This window comes from Bacillus sp. z50, assembly GCF_058313585.1.
Window position 1 is genome coordinate 16327 of the sequence record NZ_JBZFQL010000008.1, and the last position, 20431, is coordinate 36757.

20 protein-coding genes are annotated in these 20431 nt (G+C 38.4%); all 20 read right to left on the reverse strand.

Annotated features, from left to right (window positions below; translation table 11 throughout):
• Positions 1 to 90: 90 nt before the first annotated feature.
• Positions 91 to 1167 carry a hypothetical protein gene (locus AC4G3N_RS17425; protein WP_066109820.1) on the reverse strand — a complete coding sequence of 359 codons (1077 nt, stop codon included), beginning with the start codon at positions 1165 to 1167 and terminating at the stop codon, positions 91 to 93.
• A gap of 135 nt (positions 1168 to 1302) precedes the next feature.
• Positions 1303 to 1497, reverse strand: a complete 195-nt coding sequence (locus tag AC4G3N_RS17430; protein WP_066109823.1) for a hypothetical protein — start codon at positions 1495 to 1497, stop codon at positions 1303 to 1305.
• Between the two features lie 77 nt (positions 1498 to 1574).
• On the reverse strand, positions 1575 to 2402 hold the full coding sequence (locus tag AC4G3N_RS17435; RefSeq protein WP_066109826.1) for a hypothetical protein: 828 nt from the start codon (positions 2400 to 2402) through the stop codon (positions 1575 to 1577).
• Between the two features lie 55 nt (positions 2403 to 2457).
• Positions 2458 to 3843, reverse strand: a complete 1386-nt coding sequence (locus AC4G3N_RS17440) for a hypothetical protein (protein WP_490553737.1) — start codon at positions 3841 to 3843, stop codon at positions 2458 to 2460.
• 181 nt (positions 3844 to 4024) lie between these two features.
• Complete coding sequence (locus AC4G3N_RS17445; RefSeq protein WP_491090825.1) at positions 4025 to 4762, reverse strand: Tad domain-containing protein; 738 nt, start codon at positions 4760 to 4762, stop codon at positions 4025 to 4027.
• Positions 4759 to 5157 (reverse strand): TadE family protein, encoded by a 399-nt coding sequence (locus tag AC4G3N_RS17450; protein ID WP_140462279.1) that lies wholly within the window; start codon positions 5155 to 5157, stop codon positions 4759 to 4761. Before AC4G3N_RS17450 ends, AC4G3N_RS17445 begins: the two co-directional genes overlap by 4 nt.
• Positions 5157 to 5879 (reverse strand): hypothetical protein, encoded by a 723-nt coding sequence (locus AC4G3N_RS17455; protein ID WP_066109834.1) that lies wholly within the window; start codon positions 5877 to 5879, stop codon positions 5157 to 5159. Before AC4G3N_RS17455 ends, AC4G3N_RS17450 begins: the two co-directional genes overlap by 1 nt.
• A gap of 76 nt (positions 5880 to 5955) precedes the next feature.
• Positions 5956 to 6780 carry a hypothetical protein gene (locus AC4G3N_RS17460; protein ID WP_066109837.1) on the reverse strand — a complete coding sequence of 275 codons (825 nt, stop codon included), beginning with the start codon at positions 6778 to 6780 and terminating at the stop codon, positions 5956 to 5958.
• Between the two features lie 90 nt (positions 6781 to 6870).
• Complete coding sequence (locus AC4G3N_RS17465; RefSeq protein WP_066109840.1) at positions 6871 to 8316, reverse strand: hypothetical protein; 1446 nt, start codon at positions 8314 to 8316, stop codon at positions 6871 to 6873.
• Positions 8317 to 8375: 59 nt separating this feature from the next.
• Complete coding sequence (locus AC4G3N_RS17470) at positions 8376 to 9779, reverse strand: VWA domain-containing protein (protein ID WP_066109843.1); 1404 nt, start codon at positions 9777 to 9779, stop codon at positions 8376 to 8378.
• Positions 9780 to 9813: 34 nt separating this feature from the next.
• Positions 9814 to 10029 (reverse strand): hypothetical protein, encoded by a 216-nt coding sequence (locus tag AC4G3N_RS17475; protein WP_066109846.1) that lies wholly within the window; start codon positions 10027 to 10029, stop codon positions 9814 to 9816.
• 59 nt (positions 10030 to 10088) lie between these two features.
• Positions 10089 to 11024, reverse strand: a complete 936-nt coding sequence (locus tag AC4G3N_RS17480) for a type II secretion system F family protein (RefSeq protein WP_066109849.1) — start codon at positions 11022 to 11024, stop codon at positions 10089 to 10091.
• A gap of 3 nt (positions 11025 to 11027) precedes the next feature.
• Positions 11028 to 11963 carry a type II secretion system F family protein gene (locus tag AC4G3N_RS17485; protein WP_077248199.1) on the reverse strand — a complete coding sequence of 312 codons (936 nt, stop codon included), beginning with the start codon at positions 11961 to 11963 and terminating at the stop codon, positions 11028 to 11030.
• Positions 11956 to 13308 (reverse strand): TadA family conjugal transfer-associated ATPase, encoded by a 1353-nt coding sequence (locus AC4G3N_RS17490; RefSeq protein ID WP_066109852.1) that lies wholly within the window; start codon positions 13306 to 13308, stop codon positions 11956 to 11958. The genes AC4G3N_RS17485 and AC4G3N_RS17490 overlap by 8 nt, the downstream gene beginning before the upstream one ends.
• A gap of 30 nt (positions 13309 to 13338) precedes the next feature.
• Positions 13339 to 14496 (reverse strand): CpaE/TadZ family protein, encoded by a 1158-nt coding sequence (locus AC4G3N_RS17495; RefSeq protein WP_066109856.1) that lies wholly within the window; start codon positions 14494 to 14496, stop codon positions 13339 to 13341.
• A gap of 50 nt (positions 14497 to 14546) precedes the next feature.
• Positions 14547 to 15335, reverse strand: coding sequence for a Flp pilus assembly protein CpaB (gene cpaB, locus AC4G3N_RS17500; protein WP_066109859.1), 789 nt, complete (start codon positions 15333 to 15335; stop codon positions 14547 to 14549).
• Between the two features lie 523 nt (positions 15336 to 15858).
• On the reverse strand, positions 15859 to 16737 hold the full coding sequence (locus tag AC4G3N_RS17505; RefSeq protein ID WP_140462275.1) for an ROK family protein: 879 nt from the start codon (positions 16735 to 16737) through the stop codon (positions 15859 to 15861).
• 17 nt (positions 16738 to 16754) lie between these two features.
• A complete protein-coding gene (locus tag AC4G3N_RS17510) occupies positions 16755 to 17465 on the reverse strand; it encodes a GntR family transcriptional regulator (protein WP_066109866.1) in 711 nt (236 codons plus the stop codon).
• A gap of 100 nt (positions 17466 to 17565) precedes the next feature.
• Positions 17566 to 18951 carry a glycoside hydrolase family 1 protein gene (locus AC4G3N_RS17515; RefSeq protein WP_491090880.1) on the reverse strand — a complete coding sequence of 462 codons (1386 nt, stop codon included), beginning with the start codon at positions 18949 to 18951 and terminating at the stop codon, positions 17566 to 17568.
• Between the two features lie 134 nt (positions 18952 to 19085).
• The gene (celB, locus tag AC4G3N_RS17520; protein ID WP_066109871.1) at positions 19086 to 20396 is read right to left on the reverse strand and encodes a PTS cellobiose transporter subunit IIC; all 1311 of its coding nucleotides are present in this window, start codon (positions 20394 to 20396) and stop codon (positions 19086 to 19088) included.
• Positions 20397 to 20431 lie beyond the last annotated feature (35 nt).

A 20431-nucleotide genomic window follows, 5' to 3' on the forward strand; every position in this document is an offset into this window, starting at 1 on the left:
ACCTTATTATTATTAAATTCATCCAATTGGTTTTTGATTTGAAGAAATAGGAGTAAATCCATCATAGCTCCAATAGAGTACATACTTTCTTTATCGTCGATTCTGTCCCCCCGGTATGGCGGAGGCAAACAGTCCAGCATTAAAAACCGTTTCACCAATTTTGGAAAAGGTATCAGCTCCTGCTGAAACTTTCACACTTGTCTCTGCATTACTATTAAATGTATCAGCTGTCTCAATTAGAGAATCTACTGCATTAACCGCTGAAAAAGCTGTACTTATCCCGGCTGTCGCGATATTCAACTTTGATAATATCCCCAATGTTGATGCACCAGTACTGCCCGTATTAAGAACGGTTGGAATAATATCGGTAGCTGCATCAGCAGCTGAGGTTGCTCTGGTAGCTAATGTGTATGCCTCAGCAGTATCATAAATCCCAAATCCCATATCAACAGCAGTATTCATATCTTCAACATAATCAAACCAAGTGCCATCTCCAACTCCTAATTTAATTCCATTTACCAGGATGTTTGTTAGATAGTTTGGTCTCCCAAATACACTGCTTGGTTTAAATTGATCACCTTGCTGCAGTACATCTACTGTAAAACTGACTTGCCCATTTATTATAGTATTCCCTACAAAGTCAATGGTTTTCCACGTATCTGGTTCATTACCCTCTATTCCTTCACTCCCACCACTAGGAGCATTGCTGTTTATTGGACCAGGAGAAAGCGAAGAGCCTGGTAATAGTCCGCCCGGATGAGTTGAATTGGAGTCACCACCTATCTTACTGCCAGGTAATATTACGCCTGGATAGGTAGGATTGCCATTTCCATCTGTTCTATTATGATTATGGCCAGGTAAATAATCCGGTACTTTATAAGGCGGTTGGACAGGGCCTATTCCTGGCAGGCCGTTTTCCATATCTGGGATATTTCCCGATTGGCCATTAGGAGAGCCGGACTGCGGCTCTCCACCCGTTCCTATATCTCCCTGCCAACTATCTCCATGCCAAGATTTATTCTCCCAAGATTCCCCCTCCCATGGTTCCCCTTTCCATGGTGTTCCGGACCATGCTGCTGAACTGAATGGGATAATGAAAGATTGAAAGAGTATAAAAGCAATCGCCATCAATATGAATACCTTTTGAATAAATAATGACTTATTCAATGATAAACCTCCTAGTTATGAGGAAGCTGATAAGTCCTTGATGTATACACATTCCCATTATTTCAGTTATAAATAAAACCTCCACTTGATGCAAAAGCGGAGGTTACAAGTCTAGTTGAATATTTGATGTAAGGATTATCCACCCTTTGCTCTAATAATATTTAGGTGATTTGTCCTCATCGCTGGAAGAGCAAGTCCAACAATTAGGATCTCATAAGGGAAACCTCCACCAGCAAAGAAGTCAAAAATCGCAATAGGTACAAGAAGGACATAAAAGAAAATCATAAAATATTTATAAAATTTACTCCATCGTTTTTCCTTCTTACTCACCTATAATCATCTCCCATACTTTTATTTGATAAATCAGTAGTTCCCTAAGATATAGATAAAGATGGAATAGAAATTCATTAGCTCCTGATTAAAACTTTACGTTCCTCTAACTCTTTCATTTCATGGTTTTTGTACCTTTGAATGGAGGAATCAAGAAGATTGTAAAATGTTTCTTTAGTTGCTGGATATTGACTCCAATTTAATTCACCTTCATCAAAGATTGATTGAAAGTCTTTTTCAGCATCAGGCCCACAATATTTATAAAGTTTTTCTTTTATATATAAATAATCCTTTGATTTAAATCTTGATTTTGTTTGTTTAACCGTTTTTAATAAATGTCTGTTGGCTTCTAATTGTTCATACTGACGTTTTACTTGCAGATACATAATCAAATCCATTTTAGGCAACAGGTCTAATAGCTGAACTCGATCCTCTACTGTAAATGAACGTTCCTTATCAACTCTCTTACCAAGATCAGTAAATGTCTCATAAAAGTTGTTCTTCATCTCCTGGCACCACAGAATGTATTCAGAAAACCCCTTAAAACTGGTTAATAGTTTCTTTTCCTCTTCATTTTCTGCCCAAATTTCCAATACATTGTTCATTTGTTCCAATGTATTATGAATGGCGTCTGTCGCATTAATCCTCGGCCTAACAATATCTTGGATTTTTAAAACTCCTCCAATAAAGGACAGGTAATGATCAAGCACAAACACTTTCTCATCATAGGAACTTTCCACGCTTGATATAATGACGTAGCCACTTCTTTTTTTACCCGGGAATTTTTTGTATTCTGCAAGCCACCAATTTTTAGATTGATAATTAAAACAATAATTAATAACGGTACATTTCTCTAATAACTTTTTATGTTTTTTTGCGATCTCTTCAGCTTCTGATTTAATCATTTGGATCCCCCTAATTTGTATACAAAAAGCGATGAGTATATAGAGCAAATTCTATCTAAGAAAATGCACCTTTAATGGAATTAAACATTGATCCTATTTTTTCCCCGACCTTCTTAACTCCTTTTTTAATTGAGCCATCTGCTATACCTTTAACCAGCTTCGATGCTCCCCATAATACTGCACCACCTGCAACCATATATGCTCCTACTAACTGCCCCCCGGGGATAGCACCTGCCACGACGCCAGAGTTCATTAATACTTCTCCAATTGATGCCGTAGTATCTGCTCCAGCAGCCACCGTTTTAGCAGAACGCCAACCATTTTCCTTTACTGAATCATAGGTACTAATACCATTTTTAACGGTGTCTATCGTGGAAAAGACTGTACTTATTCCTGCAGCACCAACATTAAGTTTAGACAACATTCCAAAAGACGCGGATGGTGGTGGGTTAGTAGAAGAACCAAATATAGAATCAAATGTAGACAAATCTTGCCCGCTTTGAATTAAGTTCCTATATTTCCTTGCATCTGTAATACCATCTATGCCCGTATACACTTTATCAGCGATCTCATATCCACCATGTAAATAATTGTAACCCGATGAATCTCCAACCCCTAATTTTATGCCATTGAGCAAAATGCCAGCAAAACTATTGGGTTTCAATAAACTAAACTTACCGCTTTCTATTTCATATGCTCCTTTTACTTGACCACCAATAACATCATTCATTATAAATTTTGTCGCTTCATAGGGGTCTATGTCAATTTTATCCTGTCCATTCCCTTCAATCGCAGGTGAACTCCCTTGAATTCCTTCATTCGACCAAGGCTTGCCCGTTTCTGGGTTAATTCCATTGGTTTCACCATTAGTCCATGGCTTGCCTGTCGCCGGATTGATTCCACTAATATCATCACCAGTCCATGGCTTGCCCGTCGCTGGATTAATTCCACTAATATCGTCACCAGTCCATGGCTTACCTGTCGCAGGGTTGATTCCACTAATATCATCACCGGTCCATGGCTTTCCCGTTGCCGGATTAATTCCACTGATGTCGTCACCAGTCCACGGTTTGCCTGTGGCTGGATTTATTCCGTTTATCTTATCACCGGTCCACGGCTTGCCCGTCGCCGGGTCTATCGGACTGACACCATCACCTGTCCATCCATCCTGGTTCCAATTATCCTGATCCCAGCCCTCTTGAGTCCATCCATCACGCTCCCAGCCATCCTGCACCCAGCCTTTTTGCTTCCATGAATCTCCTTTCCAAGTTTCTCCTTCCCATTGCAAATCGTTGCCATTCCATGCGTCGCCTTTCCAAGCATCACCCTTCCATGCATCACCTGTCCAACTGGCTGCTGCTAACGGAATAGAAATTGATTGGAGCAGGACAAAAAATATAGCAAATACAACAAAGAGCTTTTTTACTAACTTATTCCGCATCACCTTATCCCCCTCATTCAATCAGGAAGTGTTGTTTGTTTACGCAAGGTGACTGTTCTTTTCCTATTACTGTGTATTTTGATTGTATTTTTCTAGTCTCTACTTCTTAAAAACCTCAAAAGTTTCCTTATTGCAAGCTGTTTCCCCCATCTGAAGGGAGTTAAGAACTGTACAACCACTGTCACTGACCCCATATCACTCCATTATCGACTTCATTCGATAGCTGGATCGTTTCATCATTTATCCCATCAAGGTAGGATAAAAAACCGATTTCCGGACCTGCTCCGGTTTGAAATAGCTTTTCTTTAAAGCCATCAAACAACTTCCCTTGTCCTTCAAATTCATTTGCCGCTCTGACATAAATACGATTATCTTTAAAAAGCCGTATTTGTGCCTTTTCCAATTTCCCATCATTAGCGAGAATAACTTCCTTAGCCTTTGCTACTGTACCGGCCTTTATGGAGTGTTCATAGTTATCAATTAGTATCTCTTTCAGCCTTTTTTTGCCCAAGCCACTACTAAGCTCTTCGCTCAGAACTTCATCAATCGCCATTATATGAACTTCATTTGTGCTTTTTTCTGGATAGCTGTTAGCCAGTTCAGCTTTTTTTCGTTCAACCATCTCTTTGATCTTTAGTTTAGTAATCGGATTTACCTCAAGAGCATCTTCCGAATCCGGGTCAGGCTGCGGAAGATTTTCTTCATCAGTTCCATCAAACTCTGCCACAAGATTCCACACTCTATCGTAAAACTCTGCTGTTGCCGCCAAACTTGCCTGTTGTGAACTTGTAAACGCTTGTTCTTTGACAGCATAAACTTTGGCATAGTTATACAGAACAATGAACATAATCATCATTACGCTTAACATACCGAGAATAAAAAGTGTCGTACTTCCATCCTCATTCAATCGTTTCCTCATTCAATCACCTTACCGCTCGCTTCACTGGAGAATGCCAGGGAAGGAGCGCCATTTGGAAATAATTTATCCGGGAAGAAGATTAGTTCTATATTTACTGAAACTTTAGCTGTAAATGTATCTGAACTTGTCACTGATGTTTGCGCACTATTAAAGGTAAGATATTTAGCCCCCGTCTGGACTGTTTTCTCCGCTGCAGCTCTTGCCTGATCCCATTCACCTGTTATGGAGTATACCTTAGCAGCCTCATTGACAGCTGACTGTGTGACAATGACTCCATGGACTCCGACAACGAATTGCCAAATAATCAGCATTAGCATAAAAACAAGAGGTACCATACCCAAAAATTCGAGAGTAGCAGAACCATTCTCACGCTGGATTAGAGCCTTCCATTTCATTAAGCCCACTCCTCCTTAGCTGATCGATTTGCCTCCAATGTATAGATTTCTTCTCTCCATTTGATAATAAAACCTGTGATGATAAGTGTGATGATTGGGAAGAAGACCAAATTTAATAGAATATGAGAAAGAATTTGTGCAGCAAAAGAAGTAGTTAATGAGAGAATTAATAGTGTAATTCCTCCAGAAATCATCAATTCAATTAAAGACATCCCTAGAATTAAGAGAAAAAGTTTAAAGAAATGCTTTTTACCTAGCCTAATTCCTGATTTCCAACTCTTCCATATACTTTTATTATCCATTGCAGCTACAAAAGGAATCGGATATAAAAGAGTTAAAATAATCAACCCCGGTAAAAGAAATAGAATAATTCCAACGGTCGTTAAAAAACTAGCAAGAATAGCAAAAACAAAAAATTGAAATCCATTAGCAAAAAAAACAAAATAAGCATTTTTCAAGCTTCCTTCATGTCCCTGGTATTCATTAAACATATATCTTATTAACGGAACTTGAGCGAAGAGCATTAAGAGAACAGTTAGAAATGTGTAGTAAATATCAGATATTATTGTCGTTCCCAACACAGTCGGTGTAACCGCATATATATAGTTTGATAACAAAGCGTGGCCTAGTAGCAGGGGAAGTATAATTGTTACTCCCAACAAGAGTATATGTTCAAATCTGCTGGTGAAAAGAGCAAATGCTTCACGAAAAGGCTTGTCCATTAATCTCCATCCCATCATATTCATTATTTATAATTCCATAATAGAAATTCTTATCTATTAAAATTTTCAATCATAACTAATTCCTTAATAAACGCACCATTTCTTGCAACTTACGCTTATCAATATTTTTATATTTTTGATGTGATGATTCCTTCAATCTTTCAAAACTGTCTATGGTAGCTATTACATCTTTCCAAATCAGCTCATCTTCATTAAACAAGGACTTTTCAAAGTCTTTTTGTGCATTTGAATCACAATATTTTTTTAAATTGGTAACAATATAATAGTAATCTTTTTTATCAAGATTATTTCTATGATTTTTCAAATGGCTCAACAATTCCCGATTCTTATGCAGTTGATCATATTGAGACTTAACTTGCAGATAAATAATTAAGTCCAGCTTACTTCCTATTAGAACTAATTGCTCCCTTTGTTCAACTGTAAACAGATGATTTTCATCAATTTTTTTTGCTATTTTGGAAAATTCATTGTTATATTCATTGGTCTTTTCTTGGCACCATAATATAAAATCAGTAAACTCATTAAACTGATCTTTCAACTTAATTTCTTCTTCACTCTTCACCCACAAATTTAAGATATCGTTCATTTTATTAAGCGTATTATTTATCTCCTCTGTCACTGCAATTCGAGGATGAACGATGGATTGTATTCCTATACAAGTACGGATAAAAGAACCGATATGATCAAGGGCAATTTCCTTTTCGTTGACACTTGAATCGCCTTCTGTAAACACTGCATATCCTTTAGGGGTATTATTAAAGCTATACTCCGCTAACCACCACTTTCTTTTATTATAAGAAAGAACAAAATGAATAATGGTAACTTTCTCAAGAAGCTTTTTATACTTTTTGGCGTATTTCTCCACTGTGGTTCTTTCCATACTTGGAACCTCTCTCTTAGCTATTTTCATATTATGTCTAAAAAAGAATGGGAGGAGGGGTAAAAGTTTTCCTCCCATTTTGAAGATGGTTTATGAAAACGCACCCCTTAATGATTTAAACCAACCTCCGACTTTCTTCTTAGCATTATTAACCCCGCTTTTTATAGAATTCCAATGCTTTGCAGCATATTTAACACCTTTTGAAACTCCCCAAATGCCTGCCCCAACAAGGACCATTGTTGCTCCAACTGCTTGTACACCTGGAAGAGCACTCGCCACAGCACCACTAGACATTAACAAAGAACCAAAGCTTTCTGTTGCACTGGCTACTGCAGTTGTTTTCTCTGTTCCTGATGCTGAACTTTTTAATACATTGATTGCTTTCGAAGTATTTTTAGCAGTATCAATCGTTGAAAAAACTGTTCCTACTACTCCTGCCGCTGCATTAAATTTTGCCAATGTACCAAATTTTGCAGCTGAATTCGCAAGAGAGGCATTCCTGTAGGCTGAGGTAAGTCCCCCCAACCCGGAATTAGCAGCATTCTGAATGGGAGAATAGGTTCTCAGCGTAGTAATTGCATCGTTAACGCTGTTTATATTATCAGCCCATAAATATGATTCATATGCCATATTAAAGGATGAGTTCGATTCACCAAGCCCCAGCCTGAATCCATTCATCATAAGTCCATATATACTATTTGGCTTAGTCAAACTAAACTTCCCATTTTCAATTACATTTACAAATTTGACTTGCCCCGCAATTACATCTTTAGCAATATATTTAGTAAGACCATAAAGGTCAATGTTACCTTCTGAATCTGTACCATTTACCTCATCAACTGAAATACGTCCTGGAGCGTATAAATAAGGAAATCCGGTCTGTGGATTTATAAAACCATTATTTCCACCTGTGATTGAGTTAGCGCCATTGGAAGCATCCGATGACCAAGGCTTTCCTGTTGCCGGATTGATTCCACTGATATCATCGCTACTCCATGGCTTTCCGGTAGCCGGATTAATTCCGTTAATCTCATCACCAGTCCATGGTTTTCCCGTAGCCGGAATAATTCCGTTAATCTCCTCGCCGGTCCACGGCTTTCCGGTAGCTGGATTAATTCCGTTGATCTCATCGCCAATCCACGGCTTTCCGGTAGCTGGATTGATTCCGTTGATCTCATCACCGGTCCATGGTTTTCCGGTGGCCGGATTAATTTCGCTGATTTTATCCCCCGTCCATGGTTCTCCTGTCGCAGGGTCTATCGGGCTGACGCCATCACCAGCCCAACCATCTTGACTCCACTTATCCTGATTCCATCCCTCTTGGGTCCAACCATCTCGCTCCCAGCCATCCTGCACCCAGCCTTTTTGCTTCCAAGAATCCCCTTTCCACTTCAAATCGGAGCCATTCCAAGCATCACCCTTCCAGGCATCCCCGGTCCAGCTGGCCGCCGCAAGAGGAATAGAGATGGAATGGAACAGGACAAATAATATGGCAAACATGACAAGGAGCTTTCTTACCAACCTATTTCGCTTCACCTTAACCTCCTTACTCATATCAGGAAGTAGTGTTTAATCAAGGTGTATGACTTTTCCTATTATTGCGTATTTTGATTGTATTTCTCTTCGATTTGTTTTTTGGTATCTTCGAGAGTTTTCGCATTTAAATTCTCGAGATCTTCTCTTATTGTCTTTCTGGCTTCATCCATTTCTTTTGCTAATTCGGATTTTCTTGAAGTTAAGTATTCTTTCTGTTCAGATGTTATAAGGTCTTTGTTTCTCAATCCATTAATAATAAAAACCATATTATTCTGTTGCTTTTGGATATTATTAGAATACTCATTATTCAAACTGTTAGTATCCAAATATCTTTTATTACGGTCTACCTTGGCATCATAATTAGCATTTTCCTTCCATTGTTTCCATTTCTCTAAAGCATTTTTAGCCTTATCAAATTCCGACTTTAGTTGATTACTGTTATGAACATTTGTATAAGTTCCATTCGATGCAGTTGCCATTTCTTTCAATTGTTTCTGTCCTTCTGAATCGACACCAAAACCAATAATATTAATGACAGGTTGCAAATCAGACTCTCCAAGTTTTTTAGCAGCTTCTACAGGGTTCCCATCACAGGTTTCAATTCCATCACTAACCACGTATATCATGTTCGTATTTTTATCACTCTTAAACTCTTTTAAATCATTCTGAGCATCCATCAACGACTGAGCCAAAGGAGTCCAACCAGCAGGTTCAAAGGAACTCAATGCTTGGTTAAACTCTTTTTCCTTGTAGGATCCAAACTTATAAACTAACTCACTGCTATCACAAGATAATTTTTTATCACTGTCCTTACTTGTTCCTTTATGACCATATACTCGAAGGGCAACATTGGCTTTTTCAGGCGCACTCATTAAGAATTGCTGAATCGCTTCCTTCGCTACAACCATTCTTGTTTTACCATTAGTTATATTAGCCATACTCCCACTAGAATCTAAGATAACCTCAATATTGTAATTTTCCTTAAATTGATATCGACTATCTTCTATTTCAGGATCACCAAAGGAACTCACCTTCCAACTATCTATAACCGTTTGTGGGTCTGTAACATCTACAGAAACCTGACTTACTATATAGTTAAACACTTTGTCTAATTCCTCTTCCGTAGCATTCTCTGGAATACCTTCCATCACCTTCAAAAATTCTTGATAGGATTCTGGATTCGAATCGTAGCTGATATCTGCATAAGGTCCTTGAGGTTGGTTAGCTAAATATTCCGGACTCATCTTTACTTCTGGAGCAGCTTCAAATTTTTCAATCCATGAAGTTTCTTCAACTGAGACATTTTCTTTTGGTATAGCATTCTCCGGATCTGTTTCTTCTACACTGTTCACTTCTTCAGTACTATTTTCTTTAGGCTTCTCATTTACTTCTGTTTCTTTTTCTTGATCAGTGCATCCTGATATAAACAAAGCAGCAACTGCTATTAGCACCCATTTTTTCAAGACCCCATACCTCCTAGTTTTTGTTGTATAATTATCAATCAGCAACCATTTTATCTAGAAGGCTAGTAAACTTAGTTTTAACAGTTTCACCAAGGTCTCCCCCAGCAAACGCTGTCGAAATAACCCCAACCAAAATAACAATAACCGCTGCAATCCCAATCCATTCCAAAGTCTGAGATCCTCTTTCGTTTTTCACCAATCCACCTAGCTTAGTTGTTGCCTTTACGTACATTCCTGTTAAATAATTCATTTCCATTCCTCCTATTATTCTTATAATTTTTATTATTTTAAACTCCCTTTGGGAGGGGGTTACTTAAATAAACTTCCAATGCTGTTTTCACCATAAATCATATTTAAGACCATTAATCCTGCAATGATCATAAGTGATACAGGTGCTACTACAAAGGTGGTTACCATTGTTACTTTTGGAGAAGCCTTGGCTGCGAGTTCTTTAATTTTCTCTTCGCGGAATTGCCTCATGTCCTCGGCTTGTACTTTAAATGTCGTTGCGATTGGCACTCCCAGCTTTAATCCTTGTATCAGAGATTTTATTAATCCCTGGAATTCCTTATTATCATTTCTCTCCAACAGACCTCTGTATGCCATCTCACGAGGAACACCTAAATCAATCTCATGGTTAAAACGGGAGAATTCCTCGTGTAGCGGTCCTTCAAAATAACGGATAACCTCACGTAAGGTTTGATCCAGACTGACACCAGCCTGCAAACTGGTACTCACTGTATCTAGGAAGTCAGGTAAATCATGTCTTAATGCTTCCTGACGTTTTCTAGCTGCCTGCTTCAACAGAATAATAGGAGCCATATACCCAATTAGCGGCATAAAGATCGGACCAAATTGAGCCAACGGAAATCCTAGAATTAAAAAGATCAAAGAACCAAAGAAAAGCGTAACAGCCAACCAAATTTTCAGACCCTGGAATCTGTCCAGTGTTAAATTATAGGGACGTCCTGATTTTCTGAGCAAGTCTTCAATATCTTTATTTTCACTAAAGAAGTTTATCCGTTTCCCTAGTTCAGCAAAATCATCCGAATAACTGAGAAGTTTATCAGTAAGTTTTGAGTTCTTTTTCTTCTTTTTAGGAACACCCAAATACCCTTCATGGACCGTTTCTGCAATATGGCCAATGAGTCCCCTTTTCTCATTTAAATAGCGGGAATAATGACGGATCGTTAATGTAAAAAACAACCAAAATAACAGCACACATAAAATAATTAGAGCATCCATAATTTACACCTTTATATTCGTGATTTTTCGAATCAAGAAAAACGAAAGTACAACACCCGCTGCAAACAAAACAAGTAATACAATTCCCGGTCCAGTCCATAGCGGATCTACAAAGCCATCCACTGAAGCGTTCATAATCAAGACGAGAAACACAGGCATTGCCGGAACAATAAATGAAATATATTTTTGCTCGGCTGTCATGGTTTTAATAGATTGATTAAGGATTTTGCGATCCTCAAGTGTGTTGGACATGGATTCTAGGATCGCTGCCAAGTTACCACCAGTTTTCTTCTGAATGAGCAACGTCGCTATAAACAGTTGGAAATCCCGTGATTTATTTTGTTTTTGAATAGAACGCAGGGCGTATTCCAATGGGACCCCCAATTTCAACTCCTGCGAAATTCTTTTAAATTCTTTTCCTGCCGGTGCGGGTGTTTCTTTCGCCACCAAATCGATTCCCTGAGTTAGTGTCATACCCGATCTGGCCGCATTTCCGAGCAAACGACAGATATCTGCCAGTTGGTCATTAAAGCGTTCTTCATATTTATTTTTCCGGACCATGAATAAACCGGAATGGGCACCTAGTAAAATCAATATAGGTATGATTACACTAAGAGGGAAGGGGATTTTAAACATATTTGTAAAGACCAAAACTAGTCCCAGGAATCCAAGCAGATGAAAGCCAAGATATTCAGATGGGGTTAATATAAGATTTGCATTATGTAATTTCTCTGCTAAAACTTTAGCCCGATCTGTTTTGTCGTATTTATCACCCAAACCGACAATAAAGCTTTTACGTTTTTCTTCTGGATACCAGGTTGCCAGCTTCTGTTTCCATTCACGTTTTTGGGCACGGTAGCCAAGATAAAAATAAATGCCAACTATAAAAGCCAACATAGCCACACCAGCAGTGAGAGGGATGTAAAGCATTTCATTCATACACCAATTCCTCCTCCTTTGGCCTAAAGATTACTTCATCCAAGTGAATACCGAATATACGAAGTCTCTCGAGTGCTTTAGGAACTAAGCCTGTTGCAGTATGGTATCCCAATACCTCTCCATTCGCTCCCATACCTGTACGTTTAAAATGAAAGATATCTCTGATTTGAACTTTATTTTGTTCATCAACGCTTACTTCAGATATATGGGTGATTTTCCTTTTCCCATCTGATAAACGCTCAGCTTGAATGATATAATCCAAAGCCCCTACAATATACTCCCTTACAATATGTGACGGTAAATCCATTCCCGCCATAATTACCATTCCTTCAACCCTGCTCAGTGCATCTGATGGGGAATTGGCATGCACAGTCGTCAACGATCCTTCATGACCGGTATTCATAGCCTGCAGCATATCAAATGCTTCCGATCCCCGTACCTCTCCGACAATAATCCTGTCAGGACGCATCCGTAGGGCATTTTTTACTAATTGTCGGATCGTAATTTCCCCACGTCCCTCAACATTTGCAGGTCTTGCCTCCAGTCCGACTACAGATCCCCGATTTAATCGTAGTTCAGCTGAATCTTCTATTGTAATAACTCGTTCATGAATCGGTATGGACTTTGCAACAGCATTCAGAAAAGTAGTTTTCCCACTTCCTGTTCCTCCAGAAATCAGCACATTCATTTTTGCTTCAACTATGGCCTGAAGGAAGGTCGCCATAGTTTCATCTAGAGAATCAAAATTCAATAAATCCTGCATCTCAAATGGTGTTTTACGAAATTTACGGATAGAAACCAATGTCCCGTTTAAACTGATTGGCGGGATAACAGCGTTTACACGGCTGCCATCCGGAAGACGAGCATCGACCATTGGAGAACTTTCATCTATCCTTCTCCCAAGAGGAGCAACCACTCGGTCAATAATATGTCTAACATGGGCTTCGTCTCTAAAATTGACATCTGATCGTTGCAATCTTCCCTGTTTTTCAATAAAAACTTCAGCGGGGCCATTAATGAGTATTTCTGTAATTGAATCATCATTGAGCAACGGCTCTAATGGACCAAAACCCACTGATTCGTCGATAAGCCTAGCTAACATCGTCTCTTTATCGTACCGCGGGATCACAACTTTTTCTTCAGACATAAATGCGCTGATTAAGCGTTCGATTGTGAGCCGCTTTTCGCCTTCAGATAATGCTGTTAGCGTATCTAAATTGGTTTCAGTTAGAAGTCTGGTTTTGTAATGTTCAACCAATTCATCGATATAGGGATTTGATTGCAAGGAATTATACGTAACCTCTTTTTCAATTGTTACGTCCCTTTTTTTATTAAAAAGTGCCATAATCTGCTCTCCTTCCAAATCGCCATTCGATTATTTCAATAAGCCGGCAACCCATTTTTGAACATCCTTCGCTACTGCAGGGAGCCGCTTTTCCTTAGCTTCTTTTCGAATAGGTTCACCTTTATTAATGGAATGAAGAACACCCTTTATATCCTTTTTAATTTCTGCGGCAATCGGATATTGAATGAATCTACTTAAATCTTTGCCATTTAATTCGCTATCTTTTCCTGTTTTATTGATAATGATTTCCATACGTTCATCTAAATGAATTCCCAGGCGTTTGAAGAGTTCCTCTACACTTTTAAACACACGTATGGAAGGAGTATCAGGTGTAATAACATAGAAGATTTTATCTGCTTCTTCAATTGCAGCAAATGAGGCAATATCAATGTAGCTAGGTATGTCAATAATGACAAAATCAAAACTTCTCTTGCAAGCTCTGATTAGACGTTGAACATAGTCTTCATCTATGGACTCTGCAACTTCTGTGTCTCTTGGACTCAATAAGACTTCAAGTCTCGAAAACTTCTCTTTCTCCGTCACGTTTCGAATATGGCTGTCATTAATCTCTTGTATGACAGGTTTCAAATCGGCAAGTGAACGGTTCGTTTCAATCCCAAGATAAGTTTCAATTCCTCCGTACTGCAAATTTAAATCCAGTAAGATTACTTCCGCAGTTGAATCGAGCTTCAAGGTTTGAGCGAAGGCGGAACTAATGAAGGTCGTACCGCTTCCCCCTTTTCCACTATAAAAAGCCAAAACTTCTCCTCGTCCCCTTGAAAAGATAGACGAATTTACAGCCCCGCTCGCTTTGTTAGTTTTGGTCATTTCTTTTAACGTTTGAAGCCTTTCTGATAATAAATTAATTTCATCGGGGATAACTAAATAATCCAATGCGCCCGCACGCAAAACTTCTCTCACTAATTGAAAATCCTGAATGGAATTCAAAAACATAACCAGCGTTTCAGGACTTGTCCTTTTAATCTTTTGTATGACCTCTATTACTGGCGCTTCCTGTCGATTGAGAACTAAAGCAATATCTATGTGCTCGCCATCTTCTAACTGCTGGATAACACGGCTGGTTGATACCAGTGTAAATTTGGGATACTCAGACAAAATATCCTTTATAGCTGTATAAATACTATTATCTTCATCTCCTATTACCAGCAATGATAATTCTTCATTCATAAAACCTTCCCCCGCCATCTCTAGAAAATAGGTACAAACTAATTTGTTTTTTATTCTTTCTCTTTATCCTTAGATGTATCTTTTCCAGGATCTGCTTCCTTATTTTTTTCATCTTCTTCAGTCTTTTTTACCTCTGGCTCCTTCTTTTCTACCGGTTTTTGCTCAACTACTGCCTCTTCTGTTACCACCGGTTCATTTTTCTTTGCGGCTTCAGGAGTCTCCGTAGCCTGACCTACATTTGATTTAATAATCCGGACACTGTCTGCGTAATTCTGCATATGTATTAATTCCGGAGCCTTGTCCAATGGAATCTCCAGTTGAACACCCTGAAACTTATTATCTTTTTTGGCTATACGGGCTACTTTTACGTCTTTCATAAATATTTTAGTTTGAGCCTTATTCCCTTCCAATTTATCTGAAACGATAATATCTACACGATCCAATGCTTCCAATGCCTCATCGAATAGGACTCTTTCATCCGACATCATCGAAATCAATCGATTATTTTCTTCTAATACTACAGAGGCTTGTTTAAGAATATTCTTAGAGATGACGTCCCCTTTACTTAGCGGAACGACTAATACCTTATTTTCTAAATCACTGACATTTGTAATATGGTATTCCTCCAAATACTTCTTTGGAATATCTTTTGTCGTAATCATAGTAGGCTTTAATTCCTGTCTTGAAGAAATATCTTCATTAGCTGCATAAACGGATACAACTGTCCCTAAATCATTGTTTAAAGCCTTTACCTTCTGCAATACAAAGAATCCGGCCAAAATAGCTAAAAATAAAGATAATAGCATGAATATAATAGCTTTCCTTTTTGACTCTAACATCGGTTCCCCTCAACCCCTCTTTCCTTTACATAAAATCACAAAATATTCACTTTAATAGAAATTATTATAACTTTTTACATAAATAGCAAATAATTTAATAGAATAAGATGTTAATTGGTAAAAAAGTAATATATGACCCCCTCTTTCATATTTTTAAACCTAAATTTGATAATTTTGTGACATTTTTCGTTAAGATATTTTTAAATACCCTTACATTAATTGGATAAACTAGTGCATTTTTACTATTTATTAAAAATAGCATTTGTTTTTTATAGTTATTAAAGTCTAAAAAATTAGGGATTGAATTGTAAATATATTGGGGATTTAATAGCAATCACTTGAAGAGGAGAGCAGAGATATAAAGGTCGTTTACTAATAAAAATAAACAATTTTACCCTTTAATTTTTATATTCGAAAAATAAAACTAGATATGTTGACTCAATAATTTTAACTCAAACTTATTTTCAGCCAGGACTATAGAAGAATCAAAAAAAAGACGTGTCCAACCTGGACACATCTTCCTTTATTTACCTTGAATAGCTTGATCAGCAAGAAGGAGTGAGCCAACTACGCCTGCATTGTCACCCAATCCGGGAGAAACGATATAAGAATCGATGGCTGTATCCAGTTCAGGTAATACAACATATTGATTAAGTAATTTTTTTAAATGGTTATAGATAATCGGGAATACATGCTTTTGCTTCATAACCCCGCCGCCTAAAATAATCTTCTTTGGAGATAGGATTAAAATATATTGCATAAGGGCTTGAGCGATATAAAACCCTTCCATCTCCCAAACTTCTTCCCGCCCTTCCAGGTTAACCGCTTTTTGGCCCCAGCGTGCTTCAATCGCGGGTCCCGCTGCTAATCCTTCAAGGCAGTCTTGATGGTATGGACATTTCCCTTCGTAGGTGTCCATTTCATGGCGTCGAACTAGGATATGCCCCATCTCCGGATGAGATAACCCCTGTAGTAACTTTCCGTGCACAACTGCTCCTGCACCAATTCCGGTACCCACCGTAATATACAAACAGCTGTCCAGTCCTTTGGCAGCACCTAAGGTGGCCTCCGCCAGTGCAGCAGCATTTACATCCGTATTAAAACCAATTGGAACAGATAACCGCTGCCTTAATTCCTTAACAATCGGATAATCTCTCCAGGCAAGTTTCGGTGTTGCGGTAATGGAGCCGTATGTAGGACTATCGATATTTACATCAATTGGACCAAAAGAACCTACACCAATTGCATTTAGCTCATACTTTTCAAAAAAAGCGAATACCCGAGGCATTGTTTCCTCAGGTGTAGTGGTAGGAATCGTTATACGTTCCAGAATAGTTCCTGCCGAGTCTCCTACAGCACAAACAAATTTTGTACCACCCGCTTCAATCCCACCTAATAACATGTGAGCACCTCCCATAATTATCTTACTGCTACTGATATGAATGTAAAACGGTCATAGCGATGCCTGGAAAACGAATACTCGAATGGAATACCAATATCTAGATGACCAATTTGTTCTACTTCTAGTATTGGATCATGTTCACCACAATGGAGATATTTTTGATCCAACTCATTAGATTTAGAGGCTCTTATCTTCCTGTGAGCTCCACCTATCTTTAAATTCAACTTATTTTCAATGTGATGATAAATAGAATCATGCAGTACTTCTTCATTGATATCAGGAATCAAGTTGGAGGGCATATACGTTTCTTCAAGCACATACGGCTCATCCTCCACTATTCGTAAACGGATAATATGATAAACAGGTGTATTCATGCTGACTGAAAGGTTTTTGGCGATTTCTTCAGAGGGGAACTGGATATTAAACTCAATTACTTTGCTGACTATTTTTCGATCCTTCATTAAATTGGATAACCCAACAGTCTCATCACTGAGGACATTTACATTGTGATTCTGCATAGAAGATTGGATGATAAATGTACCGTGGCCACGTTTCCGATAAATCATCCCTCCCTGTGCCAAGATATCTAATGCTCTTTTCATTGTCATTCTGCTGCAATTAAATTCGCGGCATAAACTATGCTCATCCGGCATCATTTTATCAACCGGATAATATCCACTTTTAATTCGCTCTCTAATTTCATCTGATATAGTAATATACTTGGACATGCTACACCCTTCTTTTTCTAAACTTGTCTTTTTATAACATTCTCTCTTTCATTATAAAAAGAAGAAGATAGCCAAACAAGACTATCTTCAACTATCTTACTTAAAAACCATTATTTTCAGCTACCTCTTTATACCAATATCCACTTTTCTTAATGGTTCTTTCACCATCTTTATCTAAGTTTACGGAAACAAAACCATAACGATTTTTATAGGCATTTGACCAGGACCAGTTATCCATGAACGTCCATAAATGATATCCTTTTACATTGGAGCCTTCCTGGATTGCAGCATGAACCCATTGAAGATGGCCCTTGATAAAATCAATTCGGTAATCATCCTCAATCATTCCGTCAGCATTACGGAATTTTTCTTCTCCCTCTACACCCATTCCATTTTCAGAAATGAAGCATTCGATATTACCGTAGTTATCTTTCAAATTAATTAGAATATCGTATATTCCTTTTTCATAGATTTCCCATCCACGATGAGGATTCATTTTACGTCCAGGCATAACATAATTATCAAAATAGTGATCCGGCATAAATGGACCATCAGGATTCGGCATATGTTCTTTTGCCTTCACACGGCGCGGCTGATAGTAATTGACTCCAAGCAAGGATACTGTATTATTCTTAATTAACTCCAAATCCCCTTCTTCAATGACTGGCATGAAATCTTTTTCCTTCAGAATTTCAACCAACTCTGCAGGGAATTCACCTTTAACTGTTGGATCAAGGAATGACCGGTTAAAGAATGCGTCACAAATAACAGAAGCTTTTACATCTGCTGGATGCTGACTTCTCGGATAGGATGGGGTCAAATTCAAAACGATCCCAACTTTTCCATCCAGACCAAGCTTCTTATAGGCTGCAATTGCTTTGGCATTTGAAAGAATGGTATGATATGCGACTTGTACAGCATTTCGAAAATTCACTTCATTAGGATAGTGGAAATCATACAGGTATCCGCCTTCTACAGGTACGATCGGCTCGTTATGCGTAAACCATTTCTTAACGCGATCACCAAATGTTTCGAAACAAGTAATTGCATATTGTTCATAAGCATCAACTACTTTCCGATTTGTCCATCCGCCAATCTCCTGCATAGCCATTGGCATATCAAAATGGAATAGCCCAACAAATGGCTCAATATCATTTGCAATCAGTTCATTAATAACATTGTTATAAAATTCTACTGCTTTTTCATTTACTTGGCCTGTCCCATTCGGAAACATTCGTGACCAGGAAATAGACATCCGGAAGGAGTTGTGCCCAATTTCTTTCATTAATGCGATATCTTCCTTATATTTATAATAAAATTGGGATGTCTTTTCAGGTCCAACTCCATTAAAGAAGCGATTTGGCTCAACTTCATACCAATGGTCCCAAATATTTTTACCTTTTCCATCTACATCAGCCGCACCTTCAGTTTGAGTAGCAGAAGCAGCTGACCCCCACCAGAATCCTTCAGGAAATTGATAGTCTATTTGATCGTTAGTAGTTTTCAAAAAAATCCATCCTCTCGTCTCAAAGTTGATTCGTCTGTGTAGCTTAATGAGTAAGGAGACTAGCAGTAAAAGATATCTCCCTTCACTACTAGTCTTCTATTCAATGATATTTTTTATTTTTGTGCAGATGCTGCCGCTTCCGCTTCTGCCTCTTGTTCTTTTTTCACGTTAACGCGGTCAATGACTTTCAGGAATGGAAGCCATATCGCAAATACAATAGCGAAGTTTACTAGCTGTAAAATAGAACCCGCAATCGAGTTAGTTGCTAAATATCCGCTGAATCCAATTGGTACAGTCCATGGAACCGTTACGCCTGTCGGCGGTGGTACAAGACCAGTACTCATGGCAAAATAGGTAACAGCTGTCACAATCATTGGTGCAAGAACCCAAGGGATTAAGATCAATGGATTCATAACAATTGGAAGACCGAAGATAATTGGTTCATTGACATTGAATACACCAGGCAAACCGCCTAATTTAGCTACCTGTTTCATTTGTTTGGATTTAACAAAGACGAGAATGGCCAATACTACTGCCAAGGTCATACCTGTTCCGCCCATCCCTACTGTAAACGTATCCATAAATGGCTTCGAAATAATATGTGGTAACTCTTTACCTGCATTAAATGCAGCTACATTCTCTAAAGCCAATGTATTCCAGATAGGATCCATGACGGAGTTCATGATAATTTGACCGTGGAGCCCAAAGAACCAAAGGATTTGAATAAAGAATACAACAACTAGGGTTGGAATAATGCCACTGCCTAAGCCAGTAAGTGGTTCTTGAATAATCTTATAAATAACATCATGAAGATTTGTATTAAATGCTAAAGTTACGATTCCTTGTATCGCTAGGAAGAAAGTTAATGTAATAAGTGCTGGAATCAATGCCGCAAAAGATTTGGCTACTGCCGGTGGTACACCTGCTGGCATTTTAATCGTAATATCTTTTTGAACAGCTTTTCGGTAAATTTCACCTGCTACAAAAGCAGAAATCATACCAAGGAACATTCCTTTTGCTCCAAGACGATCTAGTGAGAGAACGCCTGTAATTGTTTCTCCCCCTTGTGTTTCAACCACAAACGGAGTCAGGAATAAAAAGGATGCAAGAGCAACTACTCCTCCAAATACAGCCTCAACATCATAGCTTTTTGATAGATAATATCCGATACCGAATACAACAAACACAGACATAATATTCATGGTTGCACTGCTTGCCACACCAAAAGTATCGCGGAGTGTTGTAATCGTGCCGTCACTTAAAAATGAATCCAAGAATGGTAGGTTTAATAGAACGACTACGATGGAACCGAACACGGTCAGTGGAAACGCTAACATAAAAGCGTCACGTAGGACACCTAAGTACCGGTTGTTATTCAGTTTACCTGCGATTGGCATAAGAAATTGACTAATTTTTTCAAACACGGGTCTTCCCCCTCAATTTAGGAATAATAGTAATA